The sequence below is a fragment of the Mastigocoleus testarum BC008 genome (assembly GCF_001456025.1).
Lineage (GTDB): Bacteria > Cyanobacteriota > Cyanobacteriia > Cyanobacteriales > Nostocaceae > Mastigocoleus > Mastigocoleus testarum.
Map to the genome: position 1 here is coordinate 87,190 of NZ_LMTZ01000045.1, position 14,547 is coordinate 101,736.

Sequence of the window (14,547 nt, forward strand, 5' to 3'; positions counted from 1 at the left end):
ATAAGTAATAAGTAATAAGTAATAAGTAAGGAGTAAGGAGTAAGGAGTAATAAGTAATAAGTAATGAGTAATAAGTAATAAGTAATAAGTAATAAGTAAGGAGTGAAGAGTTCAGGAGTCGGGAGTTGTTTAACTTATGTCCTACGGACACGCTAGAGCCTGCGGCGACGGCGGAGGGAGCCTCTAGCTATAGCTGCGCTACCTACGGAGCCGCTACCTTACGGATCCGCTAATGACTTATGTCCTACGGACACGCTGTGCTAATGAATTTTGACTTTTAACTTCCCCTGGGGTGCTTACTACTCAGTATGAGAAAATACCCGACAATGAAAAAACATTAGGATATTACTGGACTTATATTGGGAACTTTCAAGCGATGCAGCGACGGTCTTTTTTAGTTACAGCTAGTTCATTTGCTCTATCACAGCTGCTAGTTGGGTGTGGAGGGAGAAATCAAGAAACCCTGAAAGTTTCCTTATTAAATGGTTCTATCCCGGGTCAAGTTGTGGGGAAGTTTCGTAAAAGTTTGCAAGGAGGGGTAAATCTAAATTTTTCGGCGGTAGCACAGTTAAAAAGTTCATATAAGAATTTACAAACTTGGCATTCTCGAATCAATGGTAAAAAAGACGAAGGTTGGCTTTCTTCATTACCTTTTGGACCATGGCGTCCCCTTCCAGTAGCAGATTTGGTCACATTGGGTGATTATTGGCTAGCAGCAGCAATCGAGCAACAATTAATTCAACCACTTGATGTAAGTGAAATCAAAGAATGGTCTAACTTAGATCGAAAGTGGCAAGAATTAGTTAAGCGTAATGATAAGGGTTTGGCAGATTCGAAGGGAAAAATTTGGGCTGCACCTTATCGTTGGGGTAGTACGGTTATTGTTTATAATCGCGATAAATTTAAAGATTTTGATTGGAAACCCCAAGACTGGAAAGACTTATGGCGTCCGGAGTTGCGATCGCGAGTTTCTTTGCTGAACCAATCAAGAGAAGCGATCGGTTTAACTTTAAAAAAAATAGGTAAATCTTACAATACTCAAAAGCTGAGTGAAGTACCTCAACTAGAGTCTGAACTTCGCGCTTTAAATAAACAAGTAAAACTGTATAGTTCCGATAGATATATTGAACCGTTAATTATTGGTGATACTTGGATCGGTGTGGGTTGGTCAAGTGATGTACTTCCCTTAATTGCTCGTTATCCTCAACTTACTGTAGTTATCCCCAGTTCTGGAACAGCACTATGGGCTGATTTATGGGTACATCCAACGAATAAAAACACAAATAAAACTAACTTATTTTATAAGTGGATTGATTTTTGTTTGCAAAAAGATATTGCTAAACAAATTTCTTTATTAACTAAAACTAATTCCCCAATCAATCTTAAAATATCAGCAGATGATATTTCTCAGCCTTTGAACAAAATCTTGACTGATAACTCATCTACTTTGGAAAAAAGTGAATTTTTATTACCTTTACCAAAGGAAGCAGCCCAAGAGTATGATTCTTTATTTGCCAAAATTAAAAGTTAGCAGAGCAGGAAGCTTTTACCGCTTTGCGGAGGTCATTAGCATCGCGTGTCCGTAGGACATTAGTTAAACGACTCCTGAACTCCTTACTTCTTACTCCTTATACCAAATCCGATTTTTAAAACCCCTTTATATTTTTTGGGATTTTCCCCCACACTTCCCACACCTCCAACACTTCCCTCTCTCATTCTAAAAAGGGGTAATTAATCCGGATTTAGTATTACTCCTGACTCCCAATCTAAAAACTCATCTCTAAAAAAGTTTGAGTATTCATCTTTATCTGACACAAAGGTTTAATAGTTTGAAAATTGCAAGTGTAAGTTGCTAAGAGTTCCTTTTGATAATTAAAAACTCTCATGTTGTATTTGTTACCGCGTACTACACCACCCAAGTAATTAACAAAGTTGTAACGCTCTAGATAGTCAAGCAGCGTCCAAATTTGTTCGTTTACAATTAAATCTACTCGCCCGGGTCTGATTTTAGTAGCAGGATATGCAATCCAATTATCCAATAATTTGTTCTGTGAATTTTCTTTTGCCCACCACAAACTAGGAATAGTGAGTTGCTCTTGGGAAATTGTGTTAGCTGTTCTAACTAAACCTCTGGGATTATTCAATAATTCCAGTTGTAGAGGTTCGTCAGAAGGTAATGGGATGGGGGCAACAGAAACATCTTCTGCTGCAGAAATTTCACTTCTGAAACAGAAAATCGTGCCAAGTGTAATACCTAAGATTAGTATTGCCGGTCGCATATTTTATCCGGTTTTCTATTAAATATTGGTTTAACAGATTCAACTAATAGTTTTTCTTGACAATCTATAAACAACCAGGGATTTTTTCAAAATCGAGACTTACAACAGTATTAGATTTTATTTTGAGGACTTGGTTATGATGATTTTAGTTTCCAATTTTTTGAACTATTCAATTTTTTGAACTATTCAATTTAGTGACAGATAAATTAACTAAAATGCTATTTTAGCAAAGGCAAATTAATTTTAGGTATTTTATCAATATTTTTTCATGATTAACGGTAGATAAATTTTCATTCTCCCTGTAGATACAGTAAGGTGAAATAATTTGGGAATATTTATTCATGTATCAAAAATATTAATTGTTGATTTTGTATTTAAAAGTTCATTCTAGTAGATAAAGATAGTCACACTACATAGGCACAAAATGATATTTATGTAAGATATATTTCAATCAAATAGTATTCCCACATATTCATTTTTGAATACATGTCAAATATCAAATATTTCCTGGGATATTTTTCCCGAAGCGACTTGGGTTACTGCACCACTCATTATAATATTAAAATCTTCATTTACTCGAATTGAAATTAAACCACCTGGCATTTTTACAGTAATTTTTGTATCACATAAACCGAGTTTATAAGCCACTGCTGCAGCTGCGCTACTACTGCTACCTGAAGCTAACGTATAACCTGCACCTCTTTCCCAAATTTCAATTTGAATATTATTGCGATCGAGTATTTTCATAAACTGAACATTGGTACGCTGGGGAAATAAAGGATGGTTTTCAATCTGTGAGCCATATTTTTTTGCTATTTGTGAATCGACTTCTGGCAAAATAATTACACAATGGGGATTCCCGATGGTTGCAGCAGAAAAGTTAAACTCCTTATCACCAAGATTAATTTTTTGATTGATAACTTCTCGAGCTTCTCCTGCGACAGGAATATCATTACTCCAAAAACTAATTTTTTCCATTTCTACCCGAACCATCTGTCCAGAATTATCAACTACAGATTTAACGATTCCTCCAATTGTTTCAATTGAAAATTGTTTGTTTGTAACTAATCCCATATCCCATAAATAGCGGGAAAATATTCGCAGTCCATTACCACTTTTTTCTGCTTCACTACCATCAGGATTAAAAATGCGTAGGGAAAATCTGTTCGTTTTAGGTTGTATTGTTCCGAGTAAAATTCCATCAGAACCAATTCCAAAATGACGGTCGCATATTTTCTGAATATTTTCGGGTGTCAATTCAGTTATTAAACCCTGAGAGTTTAACTCTTGAGAGTTTAAATCCTGAGAATTAACAACTAAATAGTCATTACCCAGTGCATGATATTTATGAAATTTCATTTTATGAAGAAATAAATACTTAAACTAAAACCAACTCCAGCGATCGCATAACCGATCAAAATAGGATTTAATTTACGAGCAATATAAGCACTTCCATATCCACCAATTAAAGCGCCAACACCCATGATTATTACTCTGTCCCAAACTATCGCATCTGACAGTGCTAAATTTATAATTGCTACACCATTAATACAAGTAGCTAACCAACATTTGTAGGCACTCATGATATGTATATTCTGAATACCAGTCATATTTAAAACCGCAAGCATCAATATACCTGCACCTCCACCAAAAAAACCACCGTAACTTGCAACAATTAACTGCAAAAGCACAACTATTAATATTCGTAGACGCGAATTAGTTTTAAACGATCGCTTGACGCCAATTTTTAACCTCAATTTTCTCAAAGCAAATATTCCAGTTGCACCTAACATTAAGAATGGAATTAAGCGAGCAAAAATTTGCGGTGGTGTGTATAGCAGTAAATAAGAACCAAAAATTCCTCCCACTACACTCGTAATAGTTAATAAAAATAGTTCCGATCTGGGATTGGAAAGTTCTTGACGGTAAGCAATAGTACTCGCAAAAGTACCGAACCATAAAGCAGTCTTATTTGTTGCATTAGCGTAAATCGGTGGTACTCCTACAATTAAAAGTGCGGGAAAAGCAATTAACCCACCACCTCCAGCTACGCTATTAATAATTCCTGCACCTAAAGCTGCTAGAAATAGTAAAAATGGTGAAAAATCATGCATTTATGAGTAATAGGTAATTGGTAATGGGTAATGGGTAATTGGTAATGGTAAGCAAGATGAAGAATTTAGTTTTTGACTAGTTTTTGACAGCGACAATGCGAATTCGCCAATAGTCAGCAATCCAGGTACCTTCTTGATATAAAGTCGGACGTAACATTTCCTCTACTTTGCTAATTACTTGAGTTTTTTCTTCTGTGGTAATTCCCGTGAAGAAACGATCGCAGAACATCTCAATCCAGTTTCTTAAACCTGCTTCTCCATCAGCTAAAGGTGTTGGACGAGGAACTAAAACAGCATAATTTACATCAAGACCATGTTTTTCTAACTTATTTGCATACTCCCCAATACTGGGAAAATACCAAGGATGATCTTGAGTAATTCCAATATCCTTGAGTGCTTGGGATAGAGCAGTAGTTATTGCTTGAACATCTCCTTTACCACCAAACTCTGTGACAAAACGTCCACCTACTTTGAGAGATTTAGCAATGCGATCGATTACTGCATCAGCTTCTGGAATCCAATGTAGAGTTGAATTAGAAAAAACAGCATCAAAGGTAGTATCAAACTGGAAATTTCTGGCATCAACAACATTAAACTGTAAGTTGGGATAGTTCTGTTTCGCCTTTTCAACCATGTTTTCAGAACTATCAATTCCCATTACTGTAGCCCCACTTTGGGAAATTTTTTCTGTTAACTGTCCGGTTCCGCTACCGATATCGAGGATATTTTCTCCCGATCTGGGAGCAAGTAACTCTAACAAATCTCCTGCATTTTGCCATACAAAACTGTGCTTACCCTCATAAAGAGTAGCTTTCCAATTATTCTTAATCATACAAAAATTCCTTAGTTCTCTTGTTTAGACCGCTAACAGTTGATAGTTGAAGGTTAAGAAAATTTCTTAGGTTTAATGATGTTGCTACGCTTACACCAACATGCATGTAATCTCTGTAACAACCTTACTTTTACAATAAATAAGCTTTTAAATAATGTCCAATATATTTTTCACTACCTATTAATATCTAAAATATATTTATTGGGTTAGAGGGAATGGAGAACAGCAGTGCGTTAGTGTAACTTCTCCCTCCTGGGACAACCCCGCAACAACGCAAGTTACAATTCGGCTTTTAGCGACCCCGCAGGGTGGGAATGCGCACCAAGACAGGGAAAAAGATTAAAAATATTTACTTGTTACTTATTACTGTGCGCTGTCGCGCCCCGCTTCGCTAACATTACTTATTACCCATTACCAATTACCAATGACCCATTACCAATTCCTCAAAATATGGAATTAAGACACCTGCGATATTTTGTGACATTAGCAGAAGAATTACATTTTGGACGTGCTGCTCAAAGGTTACATATTGCTCAACCACCTTTGAGTCAACAAATTCGCCAATTAGAAAATGAGTTAGGTTTTGAACTTTTTTATCGCACAAAACGCCAAGTGCAATTAACTGAAGCTGGAGAAGTTTTTCTCCATGAGGTTCAGCACATTTTTCACCAATTAGAACAAGCGATCCAAACGGGAAGACAGACAAGTCGAGGAGAGAAAGGAAAGTTAGTAGTTGGTTTCGTCAGTTCTGCTGCGTATAACATTTTGCCCGATATTTTACGAGAATTTCGCAGTCATTTTCCCGATGTAAGTCTAGAATTACACGAACTAACTACAGACGAACAATTACGACAACTTGATACAAATCAAATTGATGTGGGTTTTGTGCGTCCCCCGGTCAATGAAGATAAATTTGACTGGAAACAAGTTTTTCAAGAATCGTTGATGGTAGCAATTCCACAAACCCATCCACTAGCAAATGAACCGGTGGTAAGTTTGAAGTCTTTTATTGACGAACCCTTTATTTTATTTCCCCGGTTTCTCGCACCTGGACTGTACGATTCTGTTATTAGTCTTTGTCAGCAAGCGGGTTTTTGTCCCAACGTGGTTCAAGAAGCGATCCAAATGCAAACTATTGTGAGTTTGGTTGCTGCAGAGATGGGTGTAGCTATTGTCACAGAGTCTTTGCAGAATTTACAACGCACAGGCGTGGTTTATAAACCTTTGCTGGAAGCAACTCCACAGGTCAGCATTGCGATGATTTGGCGGAAAAATAATACTTCTCCTAGTTTGGAGAATTTTTTGGTGATGTGTTGTGGTAAGGTGGGTAGCAATTATTAGGGGAATGTAAAAACGCTATATCGCAGATTCTGGAGTTTGGGTAATTTTAGCAACTCTATTTTACCCTCATTAATAATCTGTATTTTTAACTCATAACCTTAGTTTATCAGGCGTTTTATTGACTTAAATACCAACTCTTAGCTTTTCCCTTAAAGGTTGGAGTTCGGAACGAGTATTTTTAACAAGGGAAATTGCTATTTGTACGTCCTCATTGGTAGTAAACATCTTTTCTTCCCCAGAAATACTTATTTGCTGTGCTTGTTTCATAGCTGCTAGAGATGCAGCTATTTCCTCCTGATATGCTTGTTCAATTTGTTTTTCAATTTTGGTCATTATTTGAGCGTATATATCAGTGATTTTTTCCAGGATAGAATCTTTCAATTCTGGTATGTATTCTTGTAGTTTTTGACGATAAGTAATCGCATGTTTTGATTTTTCTGACTCTGTTTTTTGATGAATAAATAAATTAGTTAAAAGCTGCGGAATTTCATCAATACCTATTTCATTTATTAATAGATTTAAAGTATCTATGTTTGTCCATATAACATCCTCCAAATTAGGAGAGTTTACTGAACCTAAATCTACTTCTATCTTGGGAATATCAGCAAACTTGCGAACACCTTCAAATATAGATGTTTTGGTTTTTTCAGTAATTTTGATTATAGCTGGTTGATGAATATTGAGGCATTGCTCAATAGCTTGACGTAATTTATCTGTTAAGAAAAAATGAAAGTTTGAGCGAATTTAATTTAAGTCAAAATTAGTAATAGAAGCGATTGCTTCAGTTTCTAACCTCCCGATAAATTCATCTATCCAGTGAAGACTTTGCTCGCGTAGTTTAGAGATTTCCTCCCTCATTTCTTGCTTATATTTATCAATTTCTTGATATAAATTTGATGCATTATCTTCACACTGTTTGATTGATGCTTCTAGACGTAACTTATCTGCTTGCATTGCATTACTTAGAAGAACAATCTTAGATTCAACTACTTGTAATAGCCTTATCATTTGAACCTTGTATATGTTTAGCTGGATGCTAAATTGACTTATGCAGTTACAGTGGCGTTTTATTCTCTTAAGCGTAAGTATTTCAAAATTATCACTTGACTAGACGACTTCATGCTAGAGCCTTAAAGGGTAAAAGGACAGATGGTTCACGTCCGGATAAGCGAGGAAAAATGTCACAATTACCTCTGCGTTGATATAAAATTTTTGTTACTGCTCCCTCACATTATTTTTAAGTATCAGTCTTCAGATAAAATGTAAATACTGAATACATGACTTTAGTCACACTACAACAATCACTTTAGTCATGAATTAATTTAGGAATTTTGATTGATGTAATACTCGAATAAAATTTTTACAATGAAGTTGTTAGTAAAAATTAATTATTGCTTGACAAATTATACGAATAAACATTGCGTTTAAAGCCTTTGTAATAAGTATTTTGATTTATTGTCTATTTTATTGAATAAAAAATAGCATAAAAGACTTTAATACAATTCGTAATTCTAAAAACATATTTAATTAATGTATGTCAATAAGAAATTATTTTTTACAGTTTAAATTAAAGCTTTTTTACACATTAATAATATCGAAAATTAATTATTTGCTCTCATAATCAATGGAGTTTTGTAGTATTTTTAAATAGGTTAAATAAATGAAATTAGATTCTTCACAAGATAAACAAGGGAATCAAAATAAAAAATTTCTCGAGCCACTACCAGTATCAAAAAAAAATAATAAAAATAATTGGTTATTTTGGGCGCTGATAATTTGCTTTTTAGTAGGGGGAAGCTTTATTACTTATCGTCAGTTAGTTATTATTCCCAGGCGAGAAGCAAGAAGAAATGCCCAAACACTGCTTGTAGAAAGGGGAAACCTGGCAGTTACTATTGCAGCAAATGGTACCGTTCAAGCTCAAATGTCAGTTAATGTCAGTCCCGAAAGCTCAGGTACCGTAAAAAGCTTAAAAGTAAAAGAAGGGGAGCGAGTTAAGCAAGGACAGGTTATTGCTCATATGGATAACTCTAACCTTCAAGGTCAACTTATCCAAAGAAAAGGGGAGCTAGCACAAGCCGAAGCGAATCTGCAAAAGCTAATTGCAGGTAATCGACCAGAAGAAATTAATCAATCACAAGCCCAATTAGAACAAGCTAAAGCGAATCTGCAAAAGTTGGTTACAGGTAATCGTTCCCAAGAAATAGCCCAAGCAGAAGCAAGATTAAACAGCGCTCGGGCTACCCTCAACCAAAAGCAAGCTGATTTCAGCAGTTACGAGCAACTATACAAACAAGGAGCTATTTCCCGAGAAACTTTTAACCAAAAAAAAGCCGAACTAGAAACCGCTCAAGCACAGGTAGCAGAAGCACAACAAGCCCTTGACTTACAAAAAGTAGGGACCCGACAAGAAGAAATCCAAGAAGCACAAGCACAAGTCAAACAACAACAGCAAGCTTTAACGCTTCTCAAAGCAGGTACCCGTTCAGAAGAAATTCTGCAAGCCCGTGCTCAGGTTACTTCTGCCCGTGGTTCATTGCAATATATTCAGAATCAGGTTGATGACGCTATTGTTACGGCTCCCTTTGACGGACAAATCAGCAAGATATATGCCGATCCTGGTTCTTTTGTGACTCCTACGACGTCAGCAAGTACTGCTACCTCTGCTGTTTCTTCTTCTATATTGTCCTTATCTTCCGTTAAAAAAGAGATTATCGCCAATGTAGCTGAGGCAAATATTGGCAAAATCCGTTTAGGTCAAAAAGTGATTATTAAAGCTGATGCCTACCCACAAAAAAAATTCGAGGGTAAGGTATCGCAAATTCTCAGTGAAGCCACTATCGAACAAAATGTTACTAGTTTTGAAGTCAAAGTAGCACTGGTTTCTGAGGAAGCTCAAAAAATGCTCTTGTCGGGAATGAACGTGGAAATGGAATTCCAAGTTGATGGAGTAGAGAATGTGATTGTTGTCCCCTCTGTAGCGGTTGTTCGGCGAAGAAATGCAACTGGTGTTTATGTTGTCGAAAGCAATGGCAAACCAAGATTTAAAGTAATTGAAACCGGCGTTGCTGCGAATGGCAAAACAGAGGTTAAAGCTGGCTTAAAAGGAACAGAAAAAGTATTAGTTAACTTTCCTCCCGGTTCCCGTCCCAAGTCAAGGCGTCGCGGTCTACTACCGGGTGGTGGTTCTAGGAGTAATAAGTAATAAGTAATAAGTAATAAGTAATAAGTAATAAGTAATAAGTAACAAGTAATAAGTAATAAGTAATGAGTGATGTTAGCGCAAGCGGGACGCGTTATAGACAGCAAAGCTGTATGACTACGTCACGCAATACCTACGGTACGCTACGCTAGCAACGCTAACATCCGCTAGGATGCGGGCAAACACAAAGTGTTAGCAAGGCGGGGCGTAAGCACAGACAATGAGCGTGTCTACAGCGCACAGTAATGAGTAATAAGTAATGTTAGCGCAAGCGGGGCGCGACAGCGTACAGTAATGAGTCAGAAGCCAGGACAGATAGCGTCCTTATTAATAAATATGTTTTTTTTTCGTCCTCCCCATAAAGGCAGAGTATCAAATCTAGAAATTTTCTCCATGGCAGTTGAGGCACTATGGAGTAATAAATTACGCACAGTACTAACCATGCTAGGTGTAATTATTGGTATTACTTCGGTGATTGCTATTACTTCCATCGGTCAAGGGGTGCAAAAAGGAGTCGAACAGCAAATTTCAGCCTTAGGGACTGATGTTTTACAAGTTAGGGCTGGTGCAGCTAGAAGTGGGAATATCCGTCAAGGGTTGGGTTCGAGTAGTACTCTAACTTGGGAAGATGCTCAAGCGATCGCTAGTCAAGCCCCTTCAGCAAATGTTGTCTCTGCTTATCTACAACAAAATACCCAATTAGTATATGGTGGTGAAAATACCTCAACCACTGTCTACGGCACAGATTTAAACTACCCAGAAGCAAGAAATACCTTTCCCGAACAAGGCAGATTTTTCGATCAAGAAGAATTAGATATCGCCAAACAAGTAGTTGTCCTTGCTCCCACGGTTCAAGAATCACTTTTTGCTACTGGTGTGAATCCAATTGGTAAAAATATTCGGATTCAAGGAGAAGCTTATCAAGTGATTGGGGTGATGGAAGCTAAAGGTTTCCAAGGTCCTCGAGATAGAGACGATGCAGTGTACATTCCTCTGACAACCATGTCAGCCCGAATAGTTGGTAATAATGCTTTAACAGGTGTTTCCGTAAGTGGAATTTATGTCCAGAACAGTAATCAAGAAGCTTTAAATGCAGCTCAATTCCAAGTCACTAATCTTCTTCGTCAACGACATAATATTTATCCCCCGGAAGAGGATGATTTTAGTATTAGGAATCAAGCCGAACTTATAAGTACTTTAAGCAGTGTTCTAGGTTTATTGACCTTAATGGTGGTAGCGATCGCGGGAATTTCCTTGTTAGTTGGTGGGATTGGAATAGCCAATATTATGTTAGTTTCTGTGGTTGAGCGCACCCGAGAAATAGGAATTCGTAAAGCAGTCGGAGCCACATCTTCAGCCATACTCACTCAATTTTTAACAGAATCGATATTTATTTCTATTGTTGGTGGTGCGATTGGAATTTTTAGTGGAGTTGCGATCGCAATTATTGCTTCAATCGTATTTGAATTTCCATTAGTTATCTCGGTCTTGTCAGCGATCGCTGGTGTTGGACTTTCATTTCTAGTCGGTTTACTTGCAGGAGTTATCCCCGCGAAAAATGCTGCGAAATTAGACCCGATAACAGCTTTGCGCAGTGATTAGGAAATGAGTAACAAGTAATAAGTAATAAGTAATGTTAGCGAAGCGGGGCGCGACAGCGCACAGTAATAAGTAATAAGTAATAAGTAATAAGTAATAAGTAATAAGTAATGAGTAAATTTTCGCTCCTGACTTCTGACTCCTGTTAGCAAAGCGGTGCGCTACCGCGCACAATTCTGACTGATAACTGATAACTGATAACTGATAACTGATAACTGAAAATGATTTGGATGGAATCAATTACTAAGGCTTATATATTAGGAGAAGTGGAAGTTCCGGTTCTCAAAGAGATTAATTTATTTATTGAAGAAGGTGAATATGTAGCAATTATGGGAGTATCAGGTTCGGGAAAGTCAACATTGATGAATATTATTGGTTGTCTGGATCGTCCGACATCTGGATTGTATACCCTTGAAGGTCGAAACCTAACTAGCCTTGATGATGACGAATTAGCGTATATTCGCAACCAAAGAATAGGTTTTGTGTTTCAGCAATTTAATCTGTTAGCACGAGCAACAGCTTTAGAAAATGTGATGCTACCAATGATTTATGCTGGTTTTTCTAAATCTAAGCGTCGCGAATTCGCCCAAGAAGCTTTATCTAGAGTTGGACTTGCAGACAGAATGTCAAATCGTCCCAGTCAACTTTCGGGGGGACAACAACAACGGGTTGCGATTGCACGAGCTTTAGTTAATCGACCTGCGTTAGTTTTAGCAGACGAACCAACGGGAGCATTGGATACTAAAACTTCCCATGAAGTGATGGATTTATTAACGGAGTTGAATCACCAAGGAATTACAGTTGTACTTGTGACTCACGAACTAGATGTAGCGGAAAAAGCAAAAAGAACCATCCGAGTTCAAGATGGTTTGGTTGTAGTTTGATCAATAGGGAATAGTTCTTTTATTATTCTTTACCCTTATTGACTCCTCTACAGACGTAGCACGCTACGTCTCTACTTCCAATAAATCAACCAAAAACTGGATTTAACCGCTTGAGAGCGCGACCTACCACATCGCTATATCGCAATTCACCACAAAGAATTTTACCCATAACCTGTGGAGCCGAAGGACGTTTAACGCCTACTTTATAGCCAATACCGGGGAAATGATAGAAGACATTAGCTAATTTTTGCGCCCAAGCCATATCAGTACCCCATTGTTCGTTGATGATATTGGAGTACTCTTCTAAAGCATTAATATCTCCTGTAACAGCTTTATGAATTGCTTCTGCTGCTTTTAAACCACTAAAAATTGAAGGTCTGATTCCTTCTGCAGTAAATGGGTCAACTACACAAGCAGCTTCCCCTGCTAAAACAGCACGTTCGGTATGCAGTTTTTGAGTACCATTCCACAAAGAAATTCCATAACCGTACTGTTTATAAGTTTGGACATCCAAACCAAATTTATCCCCGTATTCCTGCAAAATCTTTTTGAAGTTTTGGGATTTTCCACCAAGAAAGCTACCGATACCAATGGAATAACCATCTGCTTTGGGAAAATTCCACAGGTAACCGTTTTTAACCATCCCAAACTCAAAGTGAGCGATATTCGCATTCTCTACCTTTGCTGCAGCTTCAGTTTCCAAAGCGCCGACTAGACAACGTTTGCGTTCCTTAAAACCCAACCATTTCGCCATTGGTCCTGAAGTACCATCAGCAGCAATTAAATAACGACCGCTGAAGGAACCATTAACTGTATTGACTTGCCAATGGTCACCTTTAAATTCAATACCAGTAGCTTTAGTATTATCTCTTAGTTCAGCCCCTTGTTTTTCAGCTTGTTTAACTAAAAAATGATCGAATATATCTCGTCGCACCATCCATACTGGTTCAGGAGTTTTTAGTTCCGCTTCCACCGGATCACCCATATTCCAAGTACAGCGAATGGTGTTAGCCTTACTGGAAATTGCCGGACTGAAATCAAAATCAAACCATTGAGCAATCATCGGGGATACACCACCACCACAAGGCTTATATCTGGGTAATGATTCTTTTTCTAAAACTAATACTGAGTTTCCCCGTTTTGCTAAATGATATGCAGCTGTTCCACCTGCTGGTCCTGCGCCGACAATAATGCAGTCATACATATGCTTGTAGTTTTACTCCTGAGTCAGTTAAGTGTCGGTAGAATGCTCCGGAAGGCTTTTATTACTGTTGTGAATTATCAACGAGTATCAAAAAAATCAGCGAACACTCATGGATATTACATAGTGAACGCCAAACATACAAGTCATTTATATTACATTATTCTCGTAAGCGCTAGTACTGTTCTATTTTGTAGCTTTTTTACCTCTTATATTTACTCAGTTAAGAAATGATTTTTTCTGAGATTTATTAATAACTAAAATTATTAATAACTAAAATATTGGCAGTTTATTTCTTTCTTCACTTAAAGCTTGCATACTCGTATCAGAGTTAGTACTTATAGTATCTATATAAGAAGATTTATAATTATTTTGATTTTCTGTTAAAAACCAGTGATGTTGGAATTTCTCTGTAGTTTCTTCAAATAAGAGAATAAAATCACCAACTTGGATCGTATCACCACTATTTAAAATATATTCTTGGTTCAGTTCAACTTTTTGATGATTGATAGATGAGCCATTAGTACTCGCAAGGTCAGTAAAACAATAATTATCTTTAAATTTAAGGATAATAGCATGAACGCGACTAATTTCTGGACTGTTGAGAATTAAGTCACACTTTGGATATCTACCAATTAAGTATCGTTGTAATTTTTCTGTTTTTGATAAGAGTATTTCTTTTTGGAAGACTCCTGTAAATTTATTAAAAGCTATTATTCTCATAATTATTGAAACTCTAATTTTATTGATGATTATAAGTTAATTATTAATTTATTATTTATTGTTATCGACTGTAAAAAATAACAGTTTTAATTTTAAATTTATCAATGTAGTAATTCTAGACAGATAAAACCCTACACAGATAACTTTTGGTAACAATATATAAATTGGATTAATTATTAGTATCGGTTATTAACCTGAGTTCTTGCTGATTGTTACCTGAGAATTAGTTAAGAATTAAATGAGAGAACTGAGAAAGGTAAGTGGTTTTTAAGGAAACACAACAGAAAATAGGGATACTGATAACTTGCAACAGTCTCAATAACCGCCTTGGAACAAACTCCCAGGCTAATAGACGAACTCTGCTAAAGCAGA

At 36.8% G+C, this 14,547-nt stretch carries 13 protein-coding genes; 5 read left to right on the top strand and 8 right to left on the bottom strand.

The annotated features are described in order from the left end of the window. Positions 1–376 precede the first annotated feature (376 nt). On the top strand, positions 377–1,531 hold the full coding sequence (locus BC008_RS08710) for an extracellular solute-binding protein (RefSeq protein WP_027847021.1): 1,155 nt from the start codon (positions 377–379) through the stop codon (positions 1,529–1,531). Positions 1,532–1,766: 235 nt separating this feature from the next. Here the strand turns inward: BC008_RS08710 and BC008_RS08715 are convergent, their stop codons facing one another. From BC008_RS08715 to BC008_RS08730, 4 genes are all read right to left on the bottom strand, one after another. Continuing rightward, positions 1,767–2,279 (bottom strand): hypothetical protein, encoded by a 513-nt coding sequence (locus BC008_RS08715; RefSeq protein WP_027846863.1) that lies wholly within the window; start codon positions 2,277–2,279, stop codon positions 1,767–1,769. A 489-nt stretch (positions 2,280–2,768) separates the two neighbouring features. After that, the gene (dapF, locus tag BC008_RS08720; RefSeq protein WP_027846862.1) at positions 2,769–3,638 is read right to left on the bottom strand and encodes a diaminopimelate epimerase; all 870 of its coding nucleotides are present in this window, start codon (positions 3,636–3,638) and stop codon (positions 2,769–2,771) included. Continuing rightward, a complete protein-coding gene (locus BC008_RS08725) occupies positions 3,635–4,393 on the bottom strand; it encodes a sulfite exporter TauE/SafE family protein (RefSeq protein WP_027846861.1) in 759 nt (252 codons plus the stop codon). Before BC008_RS08725 ends, dapF begins: the two co-directional genes overlap by 4 nt. A 76-nt stretch (positions 4,394–4,469) precedes the next feature. Continuing rightward, positions 4,470–5,225 (bottom strand): class I SAM-dependent methyltransferase, encoded by a 756-nt coding sequence (locus tag BC008_RS08730; RefSeq protein ID WP_027846364.1) that lies wholly within the window; start codon positions 5,223–5,225, stop codon positions 4,470–4,472. A gap of 450 nt (positions 5,226–5,675) precedes the next feature. On the opposite strand from BC008_RS08730, the gene BC008_RS08735 reads away from it, so the two are divergent. Continuing rightward, complete coding sequence (locus tag BC008_RS08735) at positions 5,676–6,566, top strand: LysR family transcriptional regulator (protein ID WP_027846363.1); 891 nt, start codon at positions 5,676–5,678, stop codon at positions 6,564–6,566. 123 nt (positions 6,567–6,689) lie between these two features. Here the strand turns inward: BC008_RS08735 and BC008_RS08740 are convergent, their stop codons facing one another. Both BC008_RS08740 and BC008_RS08745 read right to left on the bottom strand, forming a co-directional pair. Continuing rightward, on the bottom strand, positions 6,690–7,121 hold the full coding sequence (locus BC008_RS08740) for a hypothetical protein (protein WP_027846362.1): 432 nt from the start codon (positions 7,119–7,121) through the stop codon (positions 6,690–6,692). Between the two features lie 189 nt (positions 7,122–7,310). Continuing rightward, positions 7,311–7,574, bottom strand: a complete 264-nt coding sequence (locus tag BC008_RS08745) for a hypothetical protein (protein WP_027846361.1) — start codon at positions 7,572–7,574, stop codon at positions 7,311–7,313. A gap of 652 nt (positions 7,575–8,226) precedes the next feature. Here BC008_RS08745 and BC008_RS08750 point away from each other — a divergent pair. The 3 genes from BC008_RS08750 to BC008_RS08760 all read left to right on the top strand — a co-directional run bounded on the left by BC008_RS08750 (position 8,227) and on the right by BC008_RS08760 (position 12,251). Beyond that, entirely contained in the window at positions 8,227–9,771 is a 1,545-nt protein-coding gene (locus BC008_RS08750; RefSeq protein ID WP_027846360.1) for an HlyD family secretion protein, read from the top strand. 333 nt (positions 9,772–10,104) lie between these two features. Further along, the gene (locus BC008_RS08755; protein WP_027847029.1) at positions 10,105–11,370 is read left to right on the top strand and encodes an ABC transporter permease; all 1,266 of its coding nucleotides are present in this window, start codon (positions 10,105–10,107) and stop codon (positions 11,368–11,370) included. Between the two features lie 218 nt (positions 11,371–11,588). Continuing rightward, on the top strand, positions 11,589–12,251 hold the full coding sequence (locus BC008_RS08760) for an ABC transporter ATP-binding protein (RefSeq protein ID WP_027843211.1): 663 nt from the start codon (positions 11,589–11,591) through the stop codon (positions 12,249–12,251). Between the two features lie 85 nt (positions 12,252–12,336). On the opposite strand, the gene BC008_RS08765 is transcribed toward BC008_RS08760, so the two are convergent. Together BC008_RS08765 and BC008_RS08770 are read right to left on the bottom strand one after the other, a co-directional pair. Further along, positions 12,337–13,455 (bottom strand): geranylgeranyl reductase family protein, encoded by a 1,119-nt coding sequence (locus BC008_RS08765; RefSeq protein ID WP_027843212.1) that lies wholly within the window; start codon positions 13,453–13,455, stop codon positions 12,337–12,339. Positions 13,456–13,725: 270 nt separating this feature from the next. After that, positions 13,726–14,175: an FHA domain-containing protein gene (locus BC008_RS08770; protein ID WP_058183435.1), complete on the bottom strand. Its 450-nt coding sequence runs from the start codon at positions 14,173–14,175 to the stop codon at positions 13,726–13,728. Between the last annotated feature and the right edge of the window lie 372 nt (positions 14,176–14,547).

What these genes read in the sequence shown, in the direction of transcription:
- BC008_RS08765 (WP_027843212.1), bottom strand. Translation starts at nt 13,455, where the DNA reads ATGTATGACTGCATTATTGTCGGCGCAGGACCAGCAGGTGGAACAGCT.
- BC008_RS08750 (WP_027846360.1), top strand. Translation starts at nt 8,227, where the DNA reads ATGAAATTAGATTCTTCACAAGATAAACAAGGGAATCAAAATAAAAAA.
- BC008_RS08735 (WP_027846363.1), top strand. Translation starts at nt 5,676, where the DNA reads ATGGAATTAAGACACCTGCGATATTTTGTGACATTAGCAGAAGAATTA.
- BC008_RS08770 (WP_058183435.1), bottom strand. Translation starts at nt 14,175, where the DNA reads ATGAGAATAATAGCTTTTAATAAATTTACAGGAGTCTTCCAAAAAGAA.
- BC008_RS08755 (WP_027847029.1), top strand. Translation starts at nt 10,105, where the DNA reads ATGTTTTTTTTTCGTCCTCCCCATAAAGGCAGAGTATCAAATCTAGAA.
- BC008_RS08730 (WP_027846364.1), bottom strand. Translation starts at nt 5,225, where the DNA reads ATGATTAAGAATAATTGGAAAGCTACTCTTTATGAGGGTAAGCACAGT.
- BC008_RS08725 (WP_027846861.1), bottom strand. Translation starts at nt 4,393, where the DNA reads ATGCATGATTTTTCACCATTTTTACTATTTCTAGCAGCTTTAGGTGCA.
- BC008_RS08710 (WP_027847021.1), top strand. Translation starts at nt 377, where the DNA reads ATGCAGCGACGGTCTTTTTTAGTTACAGCTAGTTCATTTGCTCTATCA.
- BC008_RS08745 (WP_027846361.1), bottom strand. Translation starts at nt 7,574, where the DNA reads ATGATAAGGCTATTACAAGTAGTTGAATCTAAGATTGTTCTTCTAAGT.
- BC008_RS08760 (WP_027843211.1), top strand. Translation starts at nt 11,589, where the DNA reads ATGATTTGGATGGAATCAATTACTAAGGCTTATATATTAGGAGAAGTG.
- dapF (WP_027846862.1), bottom strand. Translation starts at nt 3,638, where the DNA reads ATGAAATTTCATAAATATCATGCACTGGGTAATGACTATTTAGTTGTT.
- BC008_RS08715 (WP_027846863.1), bottom strand. Translation starts at nt 2,279, where the DNA reads ATGCGACCGGCAATACTAATCTTAGGTATTACACTTGGCACGATTTTC.